20 protein-coding genes and 1 other annotated feature are annotated in these 20,609 nt (G+C 37.4%); of the genes, 19 read left to right on the top strand and 1 reads right to left on the bottom strand.

All coding sequences use genetic code 11. The features are described from left to right. Positions 1-84: 84 nt before the first annotated feature. The 19 genes from mraY to ileS all read left to right on the top strand — a co-directional run bounded on the left by mraY (position 85) and on the right by ileS (position 19,146). Entirely contained in the window at positions 85-1,059 is a 975-nt protein-coding gene (mraY, locus tag AC1RNS_RS06305) for a phospho-N-acetylmuramoyl-pentapeptide-transferase (protein ID WP_492991484.1), read from the top strand. Next, on the top strand, positions 1,056-2,408 hold the full coding sequence (murD, locus tag AC1RNS_RS06310) for a UDP-N-acetylmuramoyl-L-alanine--D-glutamate ligase (RefSeq protein WP_492991485.1): 1,353 nt from the start codon (positions 1,056-1,058) through the stop codon (positions 2,406-2,408). The genes mraY and murD overlap by 4 nt, the downstream gene beginning before the upstream one ends. A gap of 37 nt (positions 2,409-2,445) precedes the next feature. Beyond that, on the top strand, positions 2,446-3,525 hold the full coding sequence (locus AC1RNS_RS06315) for an FtsW/RodA/SpoVE family cell cycle protein (RefSeq protein WP_492991486.1): 1,080 nt from the start codon (positions 2,446-2,448) through the stop codon (positions 3,523-3,525). A gap of 20 nt (positions 3,526-3,545) precedes the next feature. Then, the gene (locus tag AC1RNS_RS06320) at positions 3,546-4,379 is read left to right on the top strand and encodes a cell division protein FtsQ/DivIB (protein ID WP_492991487.1); all 834 of its coding nucleotides are present in this window, start codon (positions 3,546-3,548) and stop codon (positions 4,377-4,379) included. Continuing rightward, the gene (locus AC1RNS_RS06325; protein WP_492991488.1) at positions 4,357-5,085 is read left to right on the top strand and encodes a DUF881 domain-containing protein; all 729 of its coding nucleotides are present in this window, start codon (positions 4,357-4,359) and stop codon (positions 5,083-5,085) included. Before AC1RNS_RS06320 ends, AC1RNS_RS06325 begins: the two co-directional genes overlap by 23 nt. A 112-nt stretch (positions 5,086-5,197) precedes the next feature. Next, complete coding sequence (locus AC1RNS_RS06330) at positions 5,198-5,917, top strand: DUF881 domain-containing protein (protein WP_492991489.1); 720 nt, start codon at positions 5,198-5,200, stop codon at positions 5,915-5,917. Positions 5,918-5,920: 3 nt separating this feature from the next. Then, positions 5,921-6,292 (top strand): small basic family protein, encoded by a 372-nt coding sequence (locus AC1RNS_RS06335; RefSeq protein WP_402778091.1) that lies wholly within the window; start codon positions 5,921-5,923, stop codon positions 6,290-6,292. A gap of 95 nt (positions 6,293-6,387) precedes the next feature. After that, a complete protein-coding gene (gene ftsA / locus AC1RNS_RS06340) occupies positions 6,388-7,671 on the top strand; it encodes a cell division protein FtsA (protein ID WP_492991490.1) in 1,284 nt (427 codons plus the stop codon). 53 nt (positions 7,672-7,724) lie between these two features. Beyond that, a complete protein-coding gene (ftsZ, locus tag AC1RNS_RS06345) occupies positions 7,725-8,888 on the top strand; it encodes a cell division protein FtsZ (RefSeq protein WP_492991491.1) in 1,164 nt (387 codons plus the stop codon). Between the two features lie 186 nt (positions 8,889-9,074). Next, positions 9,075-9,908, top strand: a complete 834-nt coding sequence (locus AC1RNS_RS06350) for a sigma-E processing peptidase SpoIIGA (protein ID WP_492991492.1) — start codon at positions 9,075-9,077, stop codon at positions 9,906-9,908. Positions 9,909-9,921: 13 nt separating this feature from the next. Next, positions 9,922-10,629 carry an RNA polymerase sporulation sigma factor SigE gene (gene sigE, locus AC1RNS_RS06355; RefSeq protein WP_009373518.1) on the top strand — a complete coding sequence of 236 codons (708 nt, stop codon included), beginning with the start codon at positions 9,922-9,924 and terminating at the stop codon, positions 10,627-10,629. Positions 10,630-10,743: 114 nt separating this feature from the next. Beyond that, positions 10,744-11,517, top strand: coding sequence for an RNA polymerase sporulation sigma factor SigG (gene sigG, locus AC1RNS_RS06360; protein ID WP_004227313.1), 774 nt, complete (start codon positions 10,744-10,746; stop codon positions 11,515-11,517). A 629-nt stretch (positions 11,518-12,146) separates the two neighbouring features. Beyond that, entirely contained in the window at positions 12,147-12,383 is a 237-nt protein-coding gene (locus tag AC1RNS_RS06365) for a PRC-barrel domain-containing protein (RefSeq protein WP_492991493.1), read from the top strand. Positions 12,384-12,528: 145 nt separating this feature from the next. Further along, positions 12,529-13,233 carry a YggS family pyridoxal phosphate-dependent enzyme gene (locus AC1RNS_RS06370; RefSeq protein ID WP_492991494.1) on the top strand — a complete coding sequence of 235 codons (705 nt, stop codon included), beginning with the start codon at positions 12,529-12,531 and terminating at the stop codon, positions 13,231-13,233. Beyond that, positions 13,217-13,717 (top strand): cell division protein SepF, encoded by a 501-nt coding sequence (locus AC1RNS_RS06375; RefSeq protein ID WP_492991495.1) that lies wholly within the window; start codon positions 13,217-13,219, stop codon positions 13,715-13,717. Before AC1RNS_RS06370 ends, AC1RNS_RS06375 begins: the two co-directional genes overlap by 17 nt. A gap of 20 nt (positions 13,718-13,737) precedes the next feature. Beyond that, a complete protein-coding gene (locus AC1RNS_RS06380) occupies positions 13,738-14,019 on the top strand; it encodes a YggT family protein (protein ID WP_492991496.1) in 282 nt (93 codons plus the stop codon). A 137-nt stretch (positions 14,020-14,156) separates the two neighbouring features. Beyond that, a complete protein-coding gene (locus AC1RNS_RS06385) occupies positions 14,157-14,945 on the top strand; it encodes a YlmH family RNA-binding protein (protein WP_492991497.1) in 789 nt (262 codons plus the stop codon). Positions 14,946-15,040: 95 nt separating this feature from the next. Beyond that, entirely contained in the window at positions 15,041-15,565 is a 525-nt protein-coding gene (locus tag AC1RNS_RS06390; RefSeq protein ID WP_492991498.1) for a DivIVA domain-containing protein, read from the top strand. Positions 15,566-15,971: 406 nt separating this feature from the next. Next, positions 15,972-16,192: a binding site (T-box leader), on the top strand. Positions 16,193-16,377: 185 nt separating this feature from the next. Then, the gene (ileS, locus tag AC1RNS_RS06395) at positions 16,378-19,146 is read left to right on the top strand and encodes an isoleucine--tRNA ligase (RefSeq protein ID WP_492991499.1); all 2,769 of its coding nucleotides are present in this window, start codon (positions 16,378-16,380) and stop codon (positions 19,144-19,146) included. Between the two features lie 221 nt (positions 19,147-19,367). Here ileS and AC1RNS_RS06400 read toward each other — a convergent pair whose 3' ends face one another. Beyond that, positions 19,368-20,546, bottom strand: a complete 1,179-nt coding sequence (locus AC1RNS_RS06400) for a helix-turn-helix domain-containing protein (protein WP_492991500.1) — start codon at positions 20,544-20,546, stop codon at positions 19,368-19,370. Positions 20,547-20,609: the final 63 nt, after the last annotated feature.

Raw genomic sequence — 20,609 nt, forward strand, 5'->3', positions numbered from 1 at the left:
TATGAAGGGTAGTAATAAATAAATGAAAGTTTATGCTTTTTTCTTGAAGAAGAAAGTGAAACAAGATTTAAAGGAGATTTTTCAATGAAACTCGCAACAACGCTTACCATTTTAGCTCTTGCCTTTATAGTAACAGTTATTCTGGCACCAATTAGTATTCCTCTTCTTCGTCGACTTAAATTCGGTCAAAGTATTCGTGAAGAAGGACCAAAATCACATATGAAAAAAGCAGGTACTCCAACGATGGGGGGCATTATTTTTTTAATTGCTATTATCCTCACTACAGTTGGTGTAGGAAGCTTTTTAGATTTAATTACAACACAAACTGTCGTACTGTTGTTAGTATTAGCTGGGTTTGGCTTAATCGGATTTCTAGATGACGGCTTAAAGGTTATTTTTAAACGAAACCTTGGTTTAACATCGCTACAAAAGCTGATTGGTCAAATCGTCATTGCAGTTCTGGCTTATTTCTTACTGCACGTAGGATCATTCGATACAACGCTTGCAATACCATTTACAGACATGACGTTTGATTTAGGGATTTTCTATGTGGCTTTTTTAATTTTCTGGTTAGTAGGCTTCTCGAATGCAGTAAATTTAACAGACGGTCTGGATGGACTTGTGGCAGGTACAGCATCTATTGCCTTTGCAGCATTTGGCGTAATTGCGCTTTTCCAAGATCAAGCTGATATTGCTTTATTTGCCTTTGCTGTAACTGGGGCATTATTAGGATTTCTGCTGTTTAATGCAAATCCTGCGAAGGTATTTATGGGAGATACAGGGTCATTGGCATTAGGCGGAGCTTTAGCAATGGTATCTGTATTAATAAAAGAAGAATTCTTATTGTTATTAGTGGGATTAGTGTTTGTAATTGAAACATTATCTGTTATTTTACAGGTAGGTAGTTTTAAGCTTCGTAAAAAACGTATTTTTAAAATGAGTCCTATCCACCATCATTTTGAATTATCGGGTTGGTCAGAGTGGAAAGTTGTCCTTGTCTTTTGGTCAACCGCATTAGCAGTAGCATTGATTGCAGTTTTATCGGAGGCGTTCTTATGAGAAACTATACAGATCTACAACATAAAAAGGTACTTGTTTTAGGCCTAGCAAAAAGTGGGGTGGCAGCAGCCGAAATTTTACATGAACTAGGCGTCTTTGTGACGGTCAATGATTCAAAGCCATTTGATGAAAGTCCTGATGCACAGGGTCTATTGCAAAAGGGAATAACAGTTATTTGTGGTCGTCATCCAGAGGATTTACTGGATGAAGGCTTTGAATTAGTTGTAAAAAATCCAGGTATTCCTTACAGTAATAAAATTGTAGCGGATGCCATTAGCCGAGAAATACCTGTTTGGACAGAAATTGAGTTGGCCTATTTGATAAGCGAAGCACCGTTTATTGGTATCACTGGTTCAAATGGAAAAACAACAACGACAACTTTAATTTTTGACATGCTGAATAATGGTGGTAAGAAGCCACTGATTGCTGGGAATATTGGAACAGTTGCATGTGGTGTTGCAAGAGAAGCTCAGAAAGATAATATCATTGTAACAGAACTATCCTCATTCCAATTGATGGGCACAAAAACATTCAAACCTAAAATTGCTATTCTAACAAATCTATATGATGCGCATCTTGATTATCATGGAACATTTGATAATTATGCAGAGGCAAAATTCGGTGTTACTCGTAATCAAGATGAGAATGATTATTTTATTTATAATGCAGATCAGCCAATTGTTGTTGGTTATGCTGCAAAATCTAAAGGAAATAAGGTTCCGTTTAGTTCAAAGGGACGTACAGCTGATGGAATTAGTGCAGACGACACAACGATTTACTGGCAAGGGGAACCATATATGGATCGAGCTATTATTGCTTTGCCAGGTAAACATAACTTAGAAAATATTTTAGCAGCTGTAGCAGCATGTATTTTAGTTGGTTGTGATAAAGCTAAAATGGAGGAGATTCTTGCGACTTTTGGTGGCGTTCGTCATCGTACACAGTTTGTACGTGAATGGAATGGAAGGAAAATTTACAATGATTCCAAAGCAACAAACTGCTTAGCTACAAAAAGCGCCTTAGATGCATTTCAAGCACCTGTTATTCTTCTAGCGGGAGGCTTAGATCGAGGTCATTCGTTTGAGGAATTACGTCCATGCATGGGGCATGTCAAGGGTGTAGTGGCGTTTGGAGAAACAGGCCTACGCTTTGTAGAATTTGCGAAGTCTTGTGGTGTTCAGCAAGCAATTATTGCACAAAATGTTGAGGATGCTGTACATTATGCGGCACCGATGTCAGCTGAGGGTGATGTTATTCTATTGTCTCCTGCATGTGCAAGCTGGGATCAATATGACAGTTTCGAAATTCGAGGAGATGTTTTTATTGAAGCTGTAATGAAGCTGTCATAAGTCTGTAACTATTTTAGAATATACTTGACTTGGAAGGATGGCATTACTGAGAGGAAAAGAAAGCTATTTGTTGCTCGTCACAACATTGATGCTATCAATAATCGGCATTATTTTCGTCTATTCTGCAGGTACCTATTGGAGTGCCGTTCATTATAGTGGAAAAATGCCGTTTTATATGAAGCAAAGTATGTATTTTGCTGTTGCCATTGTCGTATTTTTAATCACCATTCGATTAAATATTTTGAGAGAGCAATCGTTTTGGAAAATGGCCTATATTTTTTCGTTAATTTTACTGGTCCTTGTACTTATTCCAGGCATTGGACTAGTACGAAATGGCTCGCAAAGCTGGATTGGTGTAGGTCCATTAACCATTCAGCCAGCAGAGCTAACGAAAATTACAGTCATAGTGTACTTGAGTCATATATTAGCGCAGCATAAAACAGGTACACCGATTATTAATTGGCGTCATGGATTCGTTTTAGTATTACCTGTGATCCTCATTATGTTGCAGCCTGATTTTGGCTCGGTATTTATATTAGTGGTCTCAGTCTTTTTATTGTTTTTTGTAGCAGGATATCCATTAAAACTTTATGGGATGTTTATGGTAGTAGGAGTTGCAGGATTAGTAGGGTTGATTGCAACAGCACCATATCGATTAAAGCGCATTAAAGCATTTCTTGATCCATGGGCGGACCCCTTGGTGAGTGGATTTCAAGCTGTACAATCATTAATGGCAATTGGACCCGCCGGCATTTTTGGTCATGGTTTTGGACAAAGTAGACAGAAGTTTTTATATTTACCTGAGCCTCAAAATGATTTTATTTATGCGATTATTTTAGAAGAGGTTGGATTGCTTGGGGGTCTAGTTATTTTAGCATTATTTGTACTAGCGATTTATGCTGGTTATAAATTTGCAGTGCAAGCTAAAACGAGAGCATCCTATTACGCCATTATAGGACTTGTTACAATGCTGACCGTGCAAGCATTTCTAAATATATCTGTAGTGATTGGTTTAGTACCTGTAACAGGGGTCACACTGCCTTTTATTAGTTACGGCGGAACATCTTTAGTAACAATGTGGTTAATAATAGGTATTATTTATCAATTAGCGAAATAAATATAAAGGAGGAGTACTTTTTGGAGAAAGTAATTGACATAGAAGATCGCATACCTACGCTAAAAAAGCGACGAAAAAAGCGTACAAATCGGAAATTTATAGTGCTAATATTACTTTTCTTTATCGTGTTAGCAGTACTCCTTTATTTTCAATCTCCTTACAGTAAAATCAACAAAATTACAGTCAAAGGTGCTCGCTTAGCAGATGAACATTATTATTTACAGGCCAGTACTCTGGCTCCTGGAAAGTCGATGTGGGGTTTTAAGGTAAATGATATTGAGAAGTTAATACTCAAGGATAAATGGGTAAAAGAAGCACATGTTAAACGTAACTGGCTGCGTGATGTAACAATAGAAATAAAAGAATGGAAAAAAGTTGCATACCTGGCTGGTGACGGTACCTATTATCCTTTACTCGAAAATGGCAAACGATTTGAACAAGCTGGTGATGAGGTGCCAATTGATGCTCCTGTTTTTATTGGTATAACTGGTGAAAAAACAATCAACAAGCTTGTTGAGCAATTAGCACAATTAAAGCCAGAAGTATTAGCCTTAATTTCTCAAGTCAATACAAACCGTAATGAGACAAACCCTAATGCAGTCAGACTCTATATGAATGACGGTTATGAAGTACGTGCTGTTATTCAAACTTTAGCTGATAAGTTAAATTATTACCCCTCAATTGTGGCACAAATTAGTAATTTAGAAAAGGGTGTTATTGATTTAGAGGTAGGCTCATATTATCGTCCTTACAATGATGAATACAACAAAATTAGCATTGATGTAAGTGAAAATGAAGATGAAGAAACGAGCAACCAGGAAGTGAATAATGATGAGCAACAAACGAATGAATAGCAAAGGGAGTTTTTTGTCAAGGAAGCAATTTGAATTGCTTATTGTTTGTATAACAATGGGATTCATTATTGGCTATTCATACAATCAGGCAAAAGATAACCGGAATGCAGGTTCGATTGATTCAGAGCTTTTTGAGCAAGAGGATTCATACCGTGAGGAGTTAATAACTCAGCAGGAACGGAATAAAGTACTAGCAGAAGAAGCAAATACGCTGCAAGAAAAAATTCGCAAGTATGAGAAATCATTTGTTGCAGATGAAAAGGCAAACAAAAAGCTTGTTGAAGAAGCAGAGGATTTACGATTATTATTAGGCGATTTACAAGCAGAAGGAAAAGGAATTCGTATAACGTTGCAAGATGGTGATTATGATCCTAAATCTGCAAATCCTAATGACTATATTGTACATGAAAGCCATGTGTTTAAATTGCTCAATGAGCTAAAAATTTCTGGTGCTCAGGCAATTGCCATCAATGGCCAACGAGTTCTAGCGAATTCCTATATACGTTGTAATGGACCTGTGATTACGATTGACGGCAAGCAACATCCTGCGCCATTTATTATTGAGGCTGTAGGTGATTCTCCTGCATTGGCGTCCTCATTAAATTTAAATGGTGGTGTAGTGGATCAGCTATTAAATGACAATATTGTTGTGTCATTAGAAGAAAATCAAAAATTAAGTATGCCAAAAGTAAAAGTTGAGAGTTAATTTTAAATTTCAACATTAGCCTCCAGAGTTTTTTCAGATTTTACATGCATTTGCATTATTCAAAATCTAAGGCGTTATTTTGGGGGTTACGATACGTCTAGGAGGGGCTATTTTGAAAAAAAATATGTACACCCGAATAACGATCGTGCTATTTATTATCGGTTTGATGATAGCGGTACAGTACAATACTATACAACAACCAGCTGAGCGAGATACACGAGATATTTGGGCCATAAGAGAGGAATTAGCAGAAGAAAAGCAAAGACATTCCACATTATTAGCAGAAATTCGCTCACTCAATGAAGTAGTGGGTCGCTATGAGCAATCTGAAAAAGCAAGTTTACAGGCAGCTTTAAATGAGACATTGAATCGTTTAAAGCTTCAAGCAGGCTTAACGGAAGTTACAGGTCCAGGAGTTGTCTTGCGTGTAGAGCCAGCGCAAGAGTTAGTGGAAATGGGATATGCCATCCAAGAAATTTCACCTGATTTGCTGACTCAACTATTGAATGCATTGTTTAAAAACAATGCGGCTAGTGTTTCGATTGATGGAAATCGTGTTGTACATACGACAGCAATTCGAGACATAAATGGAAAAACGACTGTGAATAGTGTAGCACTGACATCGCCTCCTTTTGAAATTTACGTTGGGACAAGCAATTTCAAGGAAGCTCAAAAAATGTACAATTCGTTACAAGCTTCAACATTTATTGATTCCTTTTATTTAGATAATTTTAATTTAATAATTGAAGAGCCGACTGAGCAATTAACAATCCCAGCATTTGATCAGCCATTGACAAATGATTATTTAACAGAGGTGAAAAAAGGAGATTAAAATATGTGGCTACCATTTTTAGGTTTGATATTTGGACTTGCCCTAGGCTTGTTAACGAATATACAAATTCCCTCTATCTATGAAAATTATCTGTCAATAGCAGTTTTAGCAGCTTTAGATACATTATTTGGCGGAATTCGTGCTCAATTGCAGCAAGTATACGATGATAAAGTTTTTGTGTCAGGCTTCTTTTTTAATATAATTCTTGCAGCAGGTTTAGCCTTTTTAGGAGTGTATTTAGGGATAGATTTGTATTTAGCTGCCATTTTCGCTTTCGGAGTACGTTTGTTCCAAAATATAGCAATTATTAGGCGTATTTTACTAACTAGGCTAGATGAAAAACGTCACAAAAAGAAGAAAACTTCCATAGAATGAGAGAAAAATTGAGCAAAATACTCGATTTGCTTAGACATTACGCCAAATTTACAATAGAATGAAAATAAGAGCATTTTTCAAGGAGGTGCAGCGAATTGAATCAGCAAGATTTATATATTTCCCTTGATATAGGATCATCCTCTATCAAGGTATTAATAGGTGAAATGAGTGACGGTCAATTACATGTAATTGGCGTCGGAAATGTAAAATCGAATGGCGTTCGGAAAGGTGCGATTGTTGATATTGATGCAACAGTTCAATCGATTCGAAAAGCAATTGAACAAGCAGAACGAATGACTGGTTATCAAATTAATGAAGTCGTTCTGGGTGTTCCAGCTAACCAGACGATGTTACAGCTAGTTAAAGGTGTTGTCGCTGTAAATAGTGAAAATAGAGAAATTACAGACGATGATTTAGACAGAGTAGTGGAATCTGCACAAGTCATGTCAATACCTCCTGAACGTGAATTAGTGAACATTATTCCAAGACAATTTATTGTGGATAACTTAGATGAGATTAAAGATCCACGTGGTATGATTGGAATTCGTCTAGAAATGGATGCAACGATGATTACAACTTCCAAAACACTTTTACACAATGTCTTACGTTGTGTAGAGCGAGCAGGATTAAGTATACGAGAAATATATTTGCAACCGCTAGCAGCAGGCTTTTTTGCACTAACAGAGGATGAGAAAAACCAAGGGACAGCCTTTATTGACCTGGGTGGAGGCTCAACTACTATTACAGTGTTTGAAGAGGGATTGTTAACACATACAGGTGTTATTCCAGTTGGTGGTGATCATATTACGAAAGATATTTCAATCGTTTTAAAAACACCAACGGAACAAGCTGAACAAATTAAACATCAATTTGGACATGCCTTTTATGATGACGCATCAGATGATGAAATCTTTGAAGTACCAATTGTTGGAACAGATTCAACTGATCAGTACAGTCAGCGCTATATATCAGAAATAATTGGTGCACGCCTGGAAGAACTTTTTGAGTTAGTGATTGACGAGTTAGCACGTCTAGGTGTCCGTGATTTACCTGGCGGTGTTGTTTTAACGGGTGGTGTTGCAAAGCTTGAAGGTATTGCTCAACTGGCACGTCAAATACTGCAAACTCGTGTTAGAATATATACACCCGATTATATTGGCGTTAGGGAGCCTTCATTTACGACGGCAGTTGGACTTATTCGTTACGCCTATTTAGAAGATGATTTTTACGGAAAAGGTACGAATACGCAGCCTATTGAATATGCGGTTGTAGGGTCACCATCAGCCACACCTAAGAAGCAAGAATATGCTTCACCTTCAGAATCAAAAGGAAGCGTAATCGGTAGAGCAAAAAAATTATTTGATAAGTTTTTTGATTAACTAGAATGCGTAATGAATGATACAGAGTCGAGTTACCGTGGGAGGAAAAAGAAATGTTAGAATTTGATACAAGTGTTGATCAACTTGCAGTAATAAAAGTTATTGGTGTTGGTGGCGGCGGTAACAACGCTGTCAATCGAATGATAGAACATGGTGTACAAGGTGTAGACTTTATCGCAGTAAACACTGATGCACAGGCACTAAATTTATCAAAATCAGAAGTGAAGCTACAAATTGGAGCAAAACTTACTCGTGGATTAGGTGCAGGAGCAAATCCTGAGGTAGGAAAAAAAGCTGCCGAAGAGAGCCGTGAACAATTAGAAGAGGTTCTACGTGGAGCAGATATGGTATTTGTTACAGCTGGAATGGGTGGAGGAACTGGTACTGGTGCAGCGCCAGTCATTGCACAGATTGCTCGCGATTTAGGTGCACTTACTGTTGGTGTTGTTACGCGACCATTTACGTTTGAAGGTCGTAAGCGTCAAACTCAAGCTATCGGTGGTATTGGTGGCATGAAGGAAGCTGTGGATACTTTAATCGTTATTCCGAACGACAAACTACTACAAATTGTCGATAAATCTACGCCGATGTTAGAGGCATTCCGTGAGGCTGATAATGTTTTACGACAAGGTGTACAAGGTATTTCAGATTTAATTGCGACACCAGGTCTTATTAACTTAGACTTTGCAGATGTAAAAACAATTATGTCTAACAAAGGTTCTGCGTTAATGGGGATTGGTATTGCAACAGGTGAAAACCGTGCTGCAGAAGCAGCCAAGAAAGCCATTTCAAGTCCTTTACTTGAATCTTCAATTGATGGCGCTAAAGGTGTCCTTATGAATATTACTGGCGGCTCGAACTTAAGCCTATTCGAAGTCCAAGAAGCGGCAGATATTGTAGCTTCAGCATCAGATGAAGAGGTAAATATGATTTTTGGTTCTGTTATTAATGAAAATCTAAAAGATGAAATTATTGTAACTGTGATTGCGACTGGCTTCACAGAAGAAGCATTACAACAACAGCGCAACACTCCAAGACCTTCGATAAATACAAATAGACAAGCTGTACAACAACAGCAAGCGCAAGCACCTATTCGTGAACAACGTCAAGAAATGCATGTTCAGCAAGAGCAGCCTCGTCAAAATCAACAACAATATGGCCAAGATGATATGCTTGAGGTACCTGCGTTTTTACGAAATCGTAAAAATCGTGGATAGTATCTTATTTCTAAAAAGCTCGTATTTTACTTATGTAGAATACGAGCTTTTTATATTTGTCTGTAAAGTTGTTCAAATGTGTAAGGAAACCATGTATTTTGTCAAAAGATTTTAAGGAAATGATGCGATTGTTTGACAATATTTGTGAGCATAACGTGCTAACTTTGTAAGTAGGAGGCGGCTGTTATGTATGGAGAATGGCTGGTGCTCATTAATACGCTATTTAATCTAGCGATACTCACGTTTACGGCAAAGGTAACAGGGGTTTTTGTAAAGAATACAAGATTATTAATGAGTTCGATTTGTAGTAGTTTTGTAGCTGTAATTGGTGGTCAATTGCTGTGGACAACATTGCTGAGCTTTATTTTATTAATTGGTATAGCTTTTCGCTTTAAGCTTCGAAGTTTTCAAAAACAAGGGCCAATTGTTTTTACAGCAACAATTATTATTGGAGGGTTACTTACAGCATTACAACCCTATTTAAAAAATCTTTCTATCATCCATTTTATTATTATTTGCCTACTCTTAGCTGTTGGTAACCTAGTTGTTTTTTATAAGCAATGGGGATTTGTTAAGCTTGTGCGTTTAAGTGGACAGTTTGTTTTTGATACAACATTAACAATTTTTGATGTAACAATACCGCTCTCTGCTTTTGTAGATACGGGAAATCAAGCAATTGAACCTCTATCAGGAAAGCCAGTTCACTTTGTCTCTTATACAGCGTTAAAACCACATTTACCTGCAGCATTTTGCAAATCATTAGTAGAATGGCAAGAAACGGATCCGTATAATGTATCCATGTTTTCAGAAGATTATCAGCGTTTAATTCGATTTATTCATGTCAATACAGTACAACAGCAATCAGTTGTGCTAGGTTTTCGCTTTAATGAGTGGCAAATAAAGGGGGAGCCCCCACAAGTGAAAACAAATGAATATATCGTTTTAACAAAGAAGGCTAAAAATTTTCCACATAGCACAGCAGCAATTTTACATTTTTCAGCGCTTTCAAATAACTCATAGAGGGGGAGAACTATTGCTTCTTAGGCTACTTGCTAGCTTGAAAAAATTATGGAGTAAGTTTCGGAGTCGTGAAACGTACTATATAGGGGGAAATGATTCATTGCCAGTGCCATTAAGTCGAGAAGAAGAAGTTACAGTCATTGCATCCTTTATGAATGGTGATTTACGAGCTAGAGACACACTAATTGAACGTAATTTACGTCTTGTTGTTTATATTGCTAGACGTTTTGATAATACGGGTACGCCGATTGAGGATTTAATTAGTATTGGCTCGATCGGTTTAATTAAGGCAATTGAAACGTTCAATACAGATAAAAATATTAAACTTGCAACGTATGCTTCTCGTTGTATTGAAAATGAAATTTTAATGCATTTACGGAAAACAAGTCGCATGAAAGGTGAAGTTTCGCTAGACGAACCACTTAATTCTGATGCTGATGGCAATGAATTACTGTTGTCTGATATTTTAGGCACAGAAGAGCATATTATTTTAGACAATGTAGAAAAGAAAATTGAGCGTCAGCATATGTTTCATGCTATTAATTTACTAGGTGCGCGTGAAAGATATATTATGGAATGTCGTTTTGGCCTTAACGGTAAAGTTGAAATGACACAAAAAGAAGTTGCAGATCATTTAGGGATTTCACAATCTTATATTTCCCGATTAGAGAAGAAAATCATTCAGGATTTACGTGAAAATTTAAACCAGCCAATATCTTAGGGAGGGAAAATTAACCTGCCTAAAATTGGTCATAGCTTTTGTGCATATTCTTGTTTCTCTCGGACAAACTGATGTCACGGTTTAGTCAGAGAATAACATCCGGAGGAATCGAATATGCGAACTAAAGTAGATCTTTGCGGCTTAGATACATCGACTTTGCCAATTTTAAAGCACGAGGAAATGAAGGAACTCTTCATCCGATTACAAGCAGGAGAAACCGAGATTAGAGAAGAGCTTGTGATGTGCAATTTAAGGTTAGTGCTCAGTATTGTCGGTAGATTTGCCTATAGGGGTGAACAGGCAGATGATTTATTTCAGGTAGGCTGCATCGGCCTCATGAAAGCCATCGATCATTTTGATTTAAAGCATAATGTACGATTTTCAACATATGCTGTACCAATGATCATTGGTGAAATTCGTCGCCATCTGCGTGATCATCATGCGTTACGTGTTTCTCGTTCTTTAAGAGATATTGCGTATAAAGCAATGCAGGCAAAAGAGCAATGGATAACTGACAATTTACGAGAACCAACGATTGAAGAAATTGCAGAAATGATTGACATGAAAAAGGAAGATGTTTTATTTGCTTTAGATGCCATTCAAGATCCAGTTTCTTTACAAGAGCCTATTTATTCAGACGGTGGAGACGCTGTTTATATGATGGATCAATTACGTGATGATGATGTATCTGAAGATCAATGGGTTGCCTACGTGTCGGTGAAGGAAAGTTTGCAAAAATTAGATGAGCGACAACAAATGATTGTTGCCAAGCGCTTTTATTATGGTGAGACACAAACAGAAATTGCAAAAGAATTGGGAATCTCTCAAGCGCAAATTTCACGTTTAGAAAAAAATGCGATTGAAACAATGCAGAAAGATTATAAGTAGTAGACAATGCGCACCTGAGCCTTCGGTGCGCATTTTATCTTCATTCAGCAAATGTTCTTGTATCGAAAGCATAGCGGCATGTTTTATGCGCGTAAGTGTAGCGGCAGCAGCAGATACAGAAGACTCCCACCTCTACAGGTGGTGAGATGAAAGCGGTTTTGGTTCCTTTTCAGTGGGTGTCGAAACATCTACTGAAATAGAGGAACTCAGGCTAAGAACTTCACTTCCTGTGAAAACGCCTGAGTGATCAACATCATGTTGCTACCGCTGCGTTATCACTATGCTTTAGCACAAAAAACATCTGTTGGCCCAAAGGCTCCCGGCGGATGTCACGGATTTTCAAAGGAATGAATAAAGGATGTAAGCCTAAAATCTTCGCATCCTGCGAAAACGGCTAACTGACCTGCATCGGTAAAAACGCCATGTCCTGTGGCATTACCGAAATGACCGATATCCTGTCGGTCCTCGTTCAGGCCTAGTCACAATTCAAAATCCGGACGCAATTACGCCAAGGCGAAATTGATCTTCATTCAACTATCTAACAATACATAACATAAATATAAAGTGACAGCATACTTTGATGAAGATAATAGTGGATGTCATAAAGTAATTGTTACAGGAGGGATAAAATGCGTTTTTCAATGTTACAACAAAAAGAAGTTATTGAAGCAGGTAATGGACGTTTTTTAGGGTTCGTGGTAGATGCAGAAGTTTCAAAAGAAACAGGCTATGTGACAGCGTTTATGATTGCAGAGCCTCGAAAATATCTTGGCCTTTTTCGGGGGGAAGATTCTGTTAGAAAGGTATACATGAAAGATGTACTTGTGGTTGGGAAAGATGTTATTTTAGTTAAAGCAATATCTTAATTATTGTTGCCTATTATGAGCCAAGCTATTTTCATTTACTATGAATGATGTGCATGTCCTTTCACATAAGTCAGGCTATTCATTGATAATTCAGGCATTGCTTGTTACAATAAAGGAAACTATTGTTGTAAAGTTGGGAAAAACAGTGACAAAAATTTTATCAAATTTAAACAGAATTAATGACCTTATACATGTAGCTCAAAAAAGATCAAATTGGGAAACAGAGAAAGTTCAAATTATTGCAGTAACAAAAGAAGTTTCAGTTGAAAGAACACAAGAAGCAATCAATGCAGGACTTCTTCATCTAGGAGAAAATCGTCCAGAGGGCTTAAGTCGAAAAATAGAAGCAATTCAAGCGGATGTAAATTGGCATTATATTGGTTCTTTACAAACACGTAAAGTAAAACAAGTGATTAACAATATTGATTATTTACATTCATTGGATCGATTAAGTTTGGCAGAAGAAATCGAAAAAAGAGCAGACAAACCTGTAAAATGCTTTGTTCAAATTAATGTATCAGGTGAAGAATCAAAACATGGCTTAACGATTAAAGAAGCCCTGCCTTTTATTCAATCTTTATCAAGTTTTACGAAAATTCAAGTAGTTGGTTTAATGACGATGGCACCAAATACAGATGACGATAACATCATTCGTACTGTTTTTAAGCAATTAAAACAATGTCAACAGCAAATAGCCGAGCAGGGATTCGTACACGCACCTTGTACCGAGTTATCAATGGGCATGTCTAATGACTTTGAAATTGCGGTAGAGGAAGGAGCTACATTCGTTCGAGTCGGAACGGCTCTTGTTGGAAATGAAAGAGGGGAACAGGATGAGCATGAAAAATAAAATTAAAAACTTCTTTTATCTTGAGGAAGAATTAGAAGAAGAAATCACGCAAGCTCCTATTCAACAGCAACAACAACCCGTACATCATCAGCAACCGATTCATTCAGTAAAGCCTAAAAAGATTATGAAAGAGCGCAAGGCACCCATTCACGAAATTGTTCCACAGAGTGCTGCTCCTGCAAACAACATTGTTAGCTTACAGGCAGCTATGAACTCTAAAGGGGCTAAGGTTGTATTAGTAGAGCCTAGAGTCTATGCTGAAGCGCAGGATATCGCTGAACATTTAAAAAACAAACGAGCAACAATCGTCAATCTACAACGAATTGAACGTGAACAGGGCGTACGAATTATTGATTTTTTAAGTGGCACAGTTTATGCACTTGGCGGCGATATCCAGAGAATTGGTAAGGATATTTTCTTATGTACACCTGATAATGTAGAAGTGTCTGGCGAAATTTCAAATTTTATTTTAGACGATAATTAATAGCGAGGATTGTAGTATATATGACTTTTTATTATGTTTTGAGGTTTGTATCATTAGCGTTTGATATTTACTCACTAATGTTAATAGCCTATATTTTAATGTCTTGGGTACCTGCTGCTCAAAATTCATCTATTGGACGCATACTGGCAAATTTATGTGAGCCTTATCTTGGTATCTTTAGACGATTTATTCCGCCAATAGGCATGATCGATATTTCTCCTATCGTTGCAATATTTGTCCTTAATTTTGTTCAAAGAGGGGTTATTATTGTCATTCAAAAAATTTACTTTATGTTAATGTAAAAGAAATCCTCACAAATGGTGGGGATTTTTTATTTTAGGGAATACTAACAAATGATAAATAGAAAATTGTGGTTACTAAACATGAAAGTACCAATGAAATTGTGCTAGTAAAAGAGAGATAATAGAGGTGTAGTTAAATGGAGCATTTAATACAACATTTTAGAAAAGAAGAACAGCCTTTTATTGAACAAGTGGTAAACTGGCAGCGGGAAGTGGAGGACCGCTACGCACCAAAGCTTACTGATTTTTTAGATCCTCGTCAACGCTTTATCGTAACATCCATTATTGGACAATATGACACATTACAAACGGCTAGTGCTGGACTTTTTAATGAGGCAGAAAGACAAAGAATGCTCATTTATCCAACTTATTATGAGCCAGGGGAGGAAGATTTTCAGTTTACGGTGTTTACCATTCAATATCCTATAAAATTTGTACAATTGCGTCATCCAGACGTACTTGGCGCATTATTATCATTGGGGTTGAATCGAGGTAAATTTGGTGATATTCGTGTTGATGAACACCATGTCCAGTTTGTAGTAGCAAATGAGATAGCAGAGTATGTCCGCTTGCATTTAACAGGCATTGGCAAGGTAAAAGTGCATGTAGAATCCATAAAAGAGACGGAGCCGATTCTGCAAAATGAGGAAGAATGGCTAGAAGAGTCTCACACGGTTACGTCAATGCGATTAGATGTTATTATCGCAACAGTTTTAAAGGTTTCTCGTCAAAAGGCACAGGCTTTAATTACAGGTAATAAAGTGCGTGTCAATTGGACAGAGCGAGATACAGTTGCTTTTGAATTACAAGAGGGGGATATTTTATCTATTCGAGGTAGTGGCCGAGTAAAAATTCTAATGACAGAAGGCCGTACAAAAAAAGATAAAATCCGTTTACAAGTCGGTCGTTTGACCCAAAAAGGTTGAAAATCAAGTGAATTTCATTAATATTTACTGCTAAGTTGTCGGAACAATTGTATAATAGAAAATACGAATGTACATGTAAAGGAGAGAAGGATCGTATGCCATTATCACCTATTGATATACATAATAAGGAGTTTACAAAATCCTTCAGGGGCTATGCTGAGGATGAAGTAAATGAATTTTTAGATCAAATTATTAAAGACTACGAAATTTTATTACGTGAAAAAAAGGACGTTGAAAAACAGTTAGAGATGGCCTTAGAACAAGCAAGGCATTTTAACACCTTAGAGGAAACGTTACAAAAATCAATTGTTGTAGCACAAGAGGCTGCTGATGAGGTGCGAAGAAATTCACAAAAAGAGGCAAAGCTTATTGTGAAAGAAGCAGAGAAAAATGCTGATCGCATTCTCAATGAAGCCTTAACAAAGGCTCGTAAAGTAACAATTGAAATTGATGAGCTAAAAAAGCAATCCAAGGTATTTCGTAATCGATTTAAAATGCTTGTAGAGGCACAACTTGATTTACTAAATGCAGACGACTGGGATCATTTGTTACAATATGATATAGATTTAACAGACATTCAATCATCTGTGGGTGAGGCACAGGAATCAGATCAAATTTAACTTCTTTCAGCAAATGTTTTTTTGTATCGAAAGCATAGCGGCAGATGTTTTATGCGCGAAAGCGTAGCGTCAGCGGCAGATACATTGAGATTAATGAGAATTTAAACTACTTTTCAGCGGGTGTCCAAACACCCGCTGAAAGAAGTTAAGCCTCCGGCGGATGTCACAGAATCGGACAGGAGTTAATAAAAGATGTTAGCCTAAAATCATCATCGCAACCATACGATAACGGCTAACTGACCTGCATCAGGCAGGCCTAAGCATAAAGCCGATTCTGGACGCAATTATGCCGAGGCATAATTGATCAGCTATTATTGCGTGACGTATGAGCGTAATAAGTGAAACTTGACGTGATTGTTTGATTTTCATATACTAATGAAATAGTAATTATTTTAAACAGATATGCATACTGGCAGAGACGAAGACAGTATTTGTTAGGCGTAGCAAAGCGATTTGGGGATAGTGTGAGCCCAAACAAGCAAATAACAATGAACATCACTTCAGAGCTAAATAACTGAATGGAAGTAAGTTATTTCGTGATGCACAACGTTAACGTGCTTAAAGAGGTAGTACAAATTTGTGCTACAAGTAGGGTGGTACCGCGAGTATAAGCTTCTCGTCCCTTAGTGGGGATAGAGAGGCTTTTTTTATTTGCTTAATTTCCAACGAACAGCTACTTTTCTTTCGTTAAATCGTAAACGATGAATGTAAGGCTTAAACGTATTGAATTCGCCAAGAGCTGTCATATGTATATGAATGCCTTAAGCATTAGTTTTGTTCTTTGTGTGTAAAAATAAAGGAGGAATAGAAGTATGGTTGATTATAAGGATACTTTATTAATGCCTAAAACAGATTTCCCGATGCGAGGAAACTTACCGGCAAATGAACCAAAAATGCAAGAAAAATGGAATGAAATGGACATTAACAAATTACAGATGGAGCGTACTGAAGGACGTCCTGAGTACGTACTACACGATGGTCCTCCCTATGCAAACGGTGATATTCATATCGGTCATGCACTAAATAAAGTGCTAAAAGATATGATTACACGCCATCGTTCTATGAATGGTTATCATGTAAACTATATTCCAGGTTGGGATACTCATGGTTTACCAATTGAGCAAGCTTTAACAAACAAAGGTGTAAAACGTAAAGAGATGTCTGTTGCGGACTTCCGAAAACTTTGTGAAGAGTATGCGTACGAACAAATCGACAATCAACGAGTTCAATTCCGTCGTTTAGGCATTCGTGGTGATTGGGAAAATCCATACATTACTTTAAAACCAGAATTTGAAGCTCGCCAAATTGAAGTGTTCGGTAAGATGGCGGAAAAAGGCTATATTTATAAAGGCTTAAAGCCAGTTTACTGGTCTCCTTCTTCTGAATCTGCACTTGCAGAAGCAGAAATTGAATATAAGGATATCAAATCACCTTCTATTTATGTAAGCTTTGCTATTAAAGATGCTAAAGGTGTAGTACCAGCAGATGCTAAAATTATCATTTGGACAACAACACCTTGGACAATTCCAGCGAACTTAGGGATCTCTGTAAACCCTGAATATATTTATGTGGTTGTTGAGGTTGCAGATAAAAAATTCATCATTGCAAAAGATTTATTAGAAACAGTCGCTAAAGAGCTTGATTGGGAATCGTATAAAGTTGTTCAAGAAGTTAAAGGTGAGGCATTGGACCGAGTTGTTGCACAGCATCCATTCTATGACCGAGATTCTCTTGTAATGGTTGGAGAGCATGTAACGGCTGAGGCAGGTACTGGCTGTGTTCATACAGCACCTGGTCACGGGGAAGATGACTATTATATTAGTAAGCAATACGGTCTGCCAATTTTAAGCCCTGTTGACAATAGTGGTTGCTACACAGAGGAAGCGCCTGGTTTTGAAGGTGTGTTCTATAATGATGCTAATAAATTAATTACCGAAAAATTACAAGAAGTAGGCGCACTAGAAAAGCTTAATTTCTTTACGCACTCATATCCACATGACTGGCGTACAAAAAAACCAGTTATTTATCGTGCAACACCGCAATGGTTTGCGTCTGTTGAAGCATTCCGTGGTGAGTTGCTAGAGGCTGTCAAAGCAACTGCGTTCACGCCAGCTTGGGGAGAAACACGCCTTTACAATATGATTCGTGACCGCGGTGACTGGGTAATTTCACGTCAGCGTGCATGGGGTGTGCCAATTCCAATTTTCTATGCTGAAAATGGAGAGCCAATCATTACACCTGAAACAATTGCCCATGTCTCTGCGTTGTTCCGTGAGCATGGCTCAAATATCTGGTTCCAAAAAACAGCTAAAGAACTATTACCAGAAGGCTTTACACACGCTGGCAGCCCGAACGATGAATTTACAAAAGAGAACGACATTATGGATGTTTGGTTTGATTCAGGGTCATCACATCAAGGCGTGTTAGTAGAACGTGGTATGAAATATCCAGCAGATTTATATTTAGAGGGCTCTGACCAACACCGCGGCTGGTTCAACTCATCTTTAATTACATCTGTTGCCATTAACGGCTATGCTCCATATAAGGGACTATTAACACACGGTTTCGTACTAGATGGAGAAGGACGAAAAATGAGTAAATCATTAGGAAATGTCATTATTCCACAAAAGGTTATGGATCAATACGGAGCTGATATACTTCGTTTATGGGTTGCCTCTGTTGATTATACAGGCGATGTTCGTATTTCAATGGATATGTTAAAACAAGTATCTGAAGTTTATCGTAAAATCCGAAACACATTCCGTTTCTTACATGGTAATGTAGCTGATTTTGACCCAACAAAAGATCGTGTAGACTATGCAGATCTTCGTGAAATGGATCAATACGTTTATATGCGCCTGCAAGATGTTTTAAAAACTGTACGTGCTTCCTATGATCGCTATGATTTTGCAGCTGTATACCATGCTGTTAATAACTTTGTTGCTGTAGAATTATCTTCATTCTACTTAGATATTGCAAAAGATGTTGTCTACATTGAGGGTACTGACAACAAAGATCGTCGTGCAATGCAAACGGTGATTTATGATACATTAATGACATTAGTAAAAGTAATGACACCTATTATTCCTCATACTACTGATGAGATGTGGTCTTACTTACATGCGCAAGGTGTAGTAGAAGAGGTTTCTGTACAATTAACTGACTTCCCAGAGGTTGATGTACAAGGGAATTTCGAGGAACTGCGTGCAAAATGGGTGAAAATTATCGATGTTCGTGATGACATTCTAAAAGCTTTAGAAGAAGCTCGTAATGCAAAAACAATTGGTAAATCTCTTGAAGCTAAAGTAACAGTGTATGCTAAAGAGGATGTTGCTGCATTATTGAATGATTCTAGCATTGATTTTGCTCAACTTTCTATTGTTTCAGCCTTTGAAGTAGCCTCTATTGATAAAGCACCAGCAGATGCGTTAGTGCTAGAGCATGCATCAATTGTTGTTGAGAAGGCAACAGGAGAAAAATGTGAGCGGTGCTGGTCAATTTCTGAATTAGTTGGTGCAAATGAAGCACATCCAACAGTTTGTGCGCGCTGTGCAGACGTTGTAGAAAAATATTACGCCTAGAAATAGTATTAATTGTGATGAAAACGCAAGTCTCCAAATTAGGGGGCTTGCGTTTTTTGATGAATCCGTGTAATAAGGCTTATGTATCAATTATTTAGTGAATTGCATTCTCGCCCTTATACTGGGTGTGACCTGTCTCTCACATAGAAAAACACCAATTGTGTTGGACAGTTCTAGCTATGTCGGTTGATGAAACATGGTGATGGGCGTGAATGCACTTTTTATTTAAATAAAATTTCTTTTGTGTTGCGGTAGTCTGTTGGAGAAATGCCTACATATTTTTTAAATGTTAGGCTGAAATAATTTGGTGTGTTAAAGCCACAGATGGAGGAGATTTTCTCAATAGTATAGTCGTATTTTCTTAAAAATGGCAATGTTTTAATGATACGCGTAAAGGCTACGTAGTCTACAAAATTACGGCCAGTCTCCTTTTTAAATAATCTGCTAAAATGCGTAGAGCTAAAATTTATATATTTGGCAACATCACTGATTGTAATTTGCTCATCATAATGCTCCTCTATATAAAGAATGGCCCTTTGAAGCTGTTTCTGTTCTGTTAAGTCTTCATAAAACCTTGCATGTATATTCTCAACAGGTGGCTTTCTCCTTGCCTTTCGAGCCTGACTGTAGGATTCCTTCACTTGCATAGGATCATGGAAGACACCTCCTATCCCCATAAATAGATGAATACAATAATCCTTTTTTAAGACCTCAATTACCTCGTGTAGAGAGGCTGCACCTTCATTCCAATGCTTAAACGAAGTAATTTCATTCGGTACACGCATCAGCAGCAGTAAATAACGTTCAAAATTTAAAAAGGAAAGTGAGGCTTTATCAGCAAAGCCCTGGCGAAACATATTGGTTATAACGCTATTTGCATCATGTGGAATACAGCGATTTTCATTTATATCGATATAGCCTTGAATTAAAAAAACAATATTTGGGATACATTCTTTTGATAAAAAGGAGGAAGATTGAATAATTTCCTGCTCATTTTCAATTTCTCCACGAATAAGACGTTTTAAAAAGGCTTCTCTGAAAGGTGAGGCATGGTCTAGCGAAATTTGCTGTGACAACTCAAGCATTGTAAGTGTGCTTGCTTGTTTTTCTTTATAAGATGTATAAAGCTTTTTTACAATTCTGATAAATTTTGATTTCTGTAAGGGTTTTATAAGTAATGCAGATAAATTTAATTCAATCGCTATACCAGTTGAGTAGGTAAGGTGTTCTGCAACAATAGGGACAATTAAACTATTAGGATAATTTCTTTTTAAGCGATTAATCTTTACCCAATCAAATAAGTGGTTAATATCATAGACAAAGATTGCAACATCCTCTGTATTTGGCTGATTGCAGTTTATAAAGGTATTCGGTAGAAATTCTTCTAGCCAGTTGCTCATCTGTTGTTTTTCTACGGAACTTTTCATGTACCAAACAATATTTAAAATGGTAACAGCTCCCTT

Source organism: Lysinibacillus sp. GW821-FHT14F06 (genome assembly GCF_058803665.1).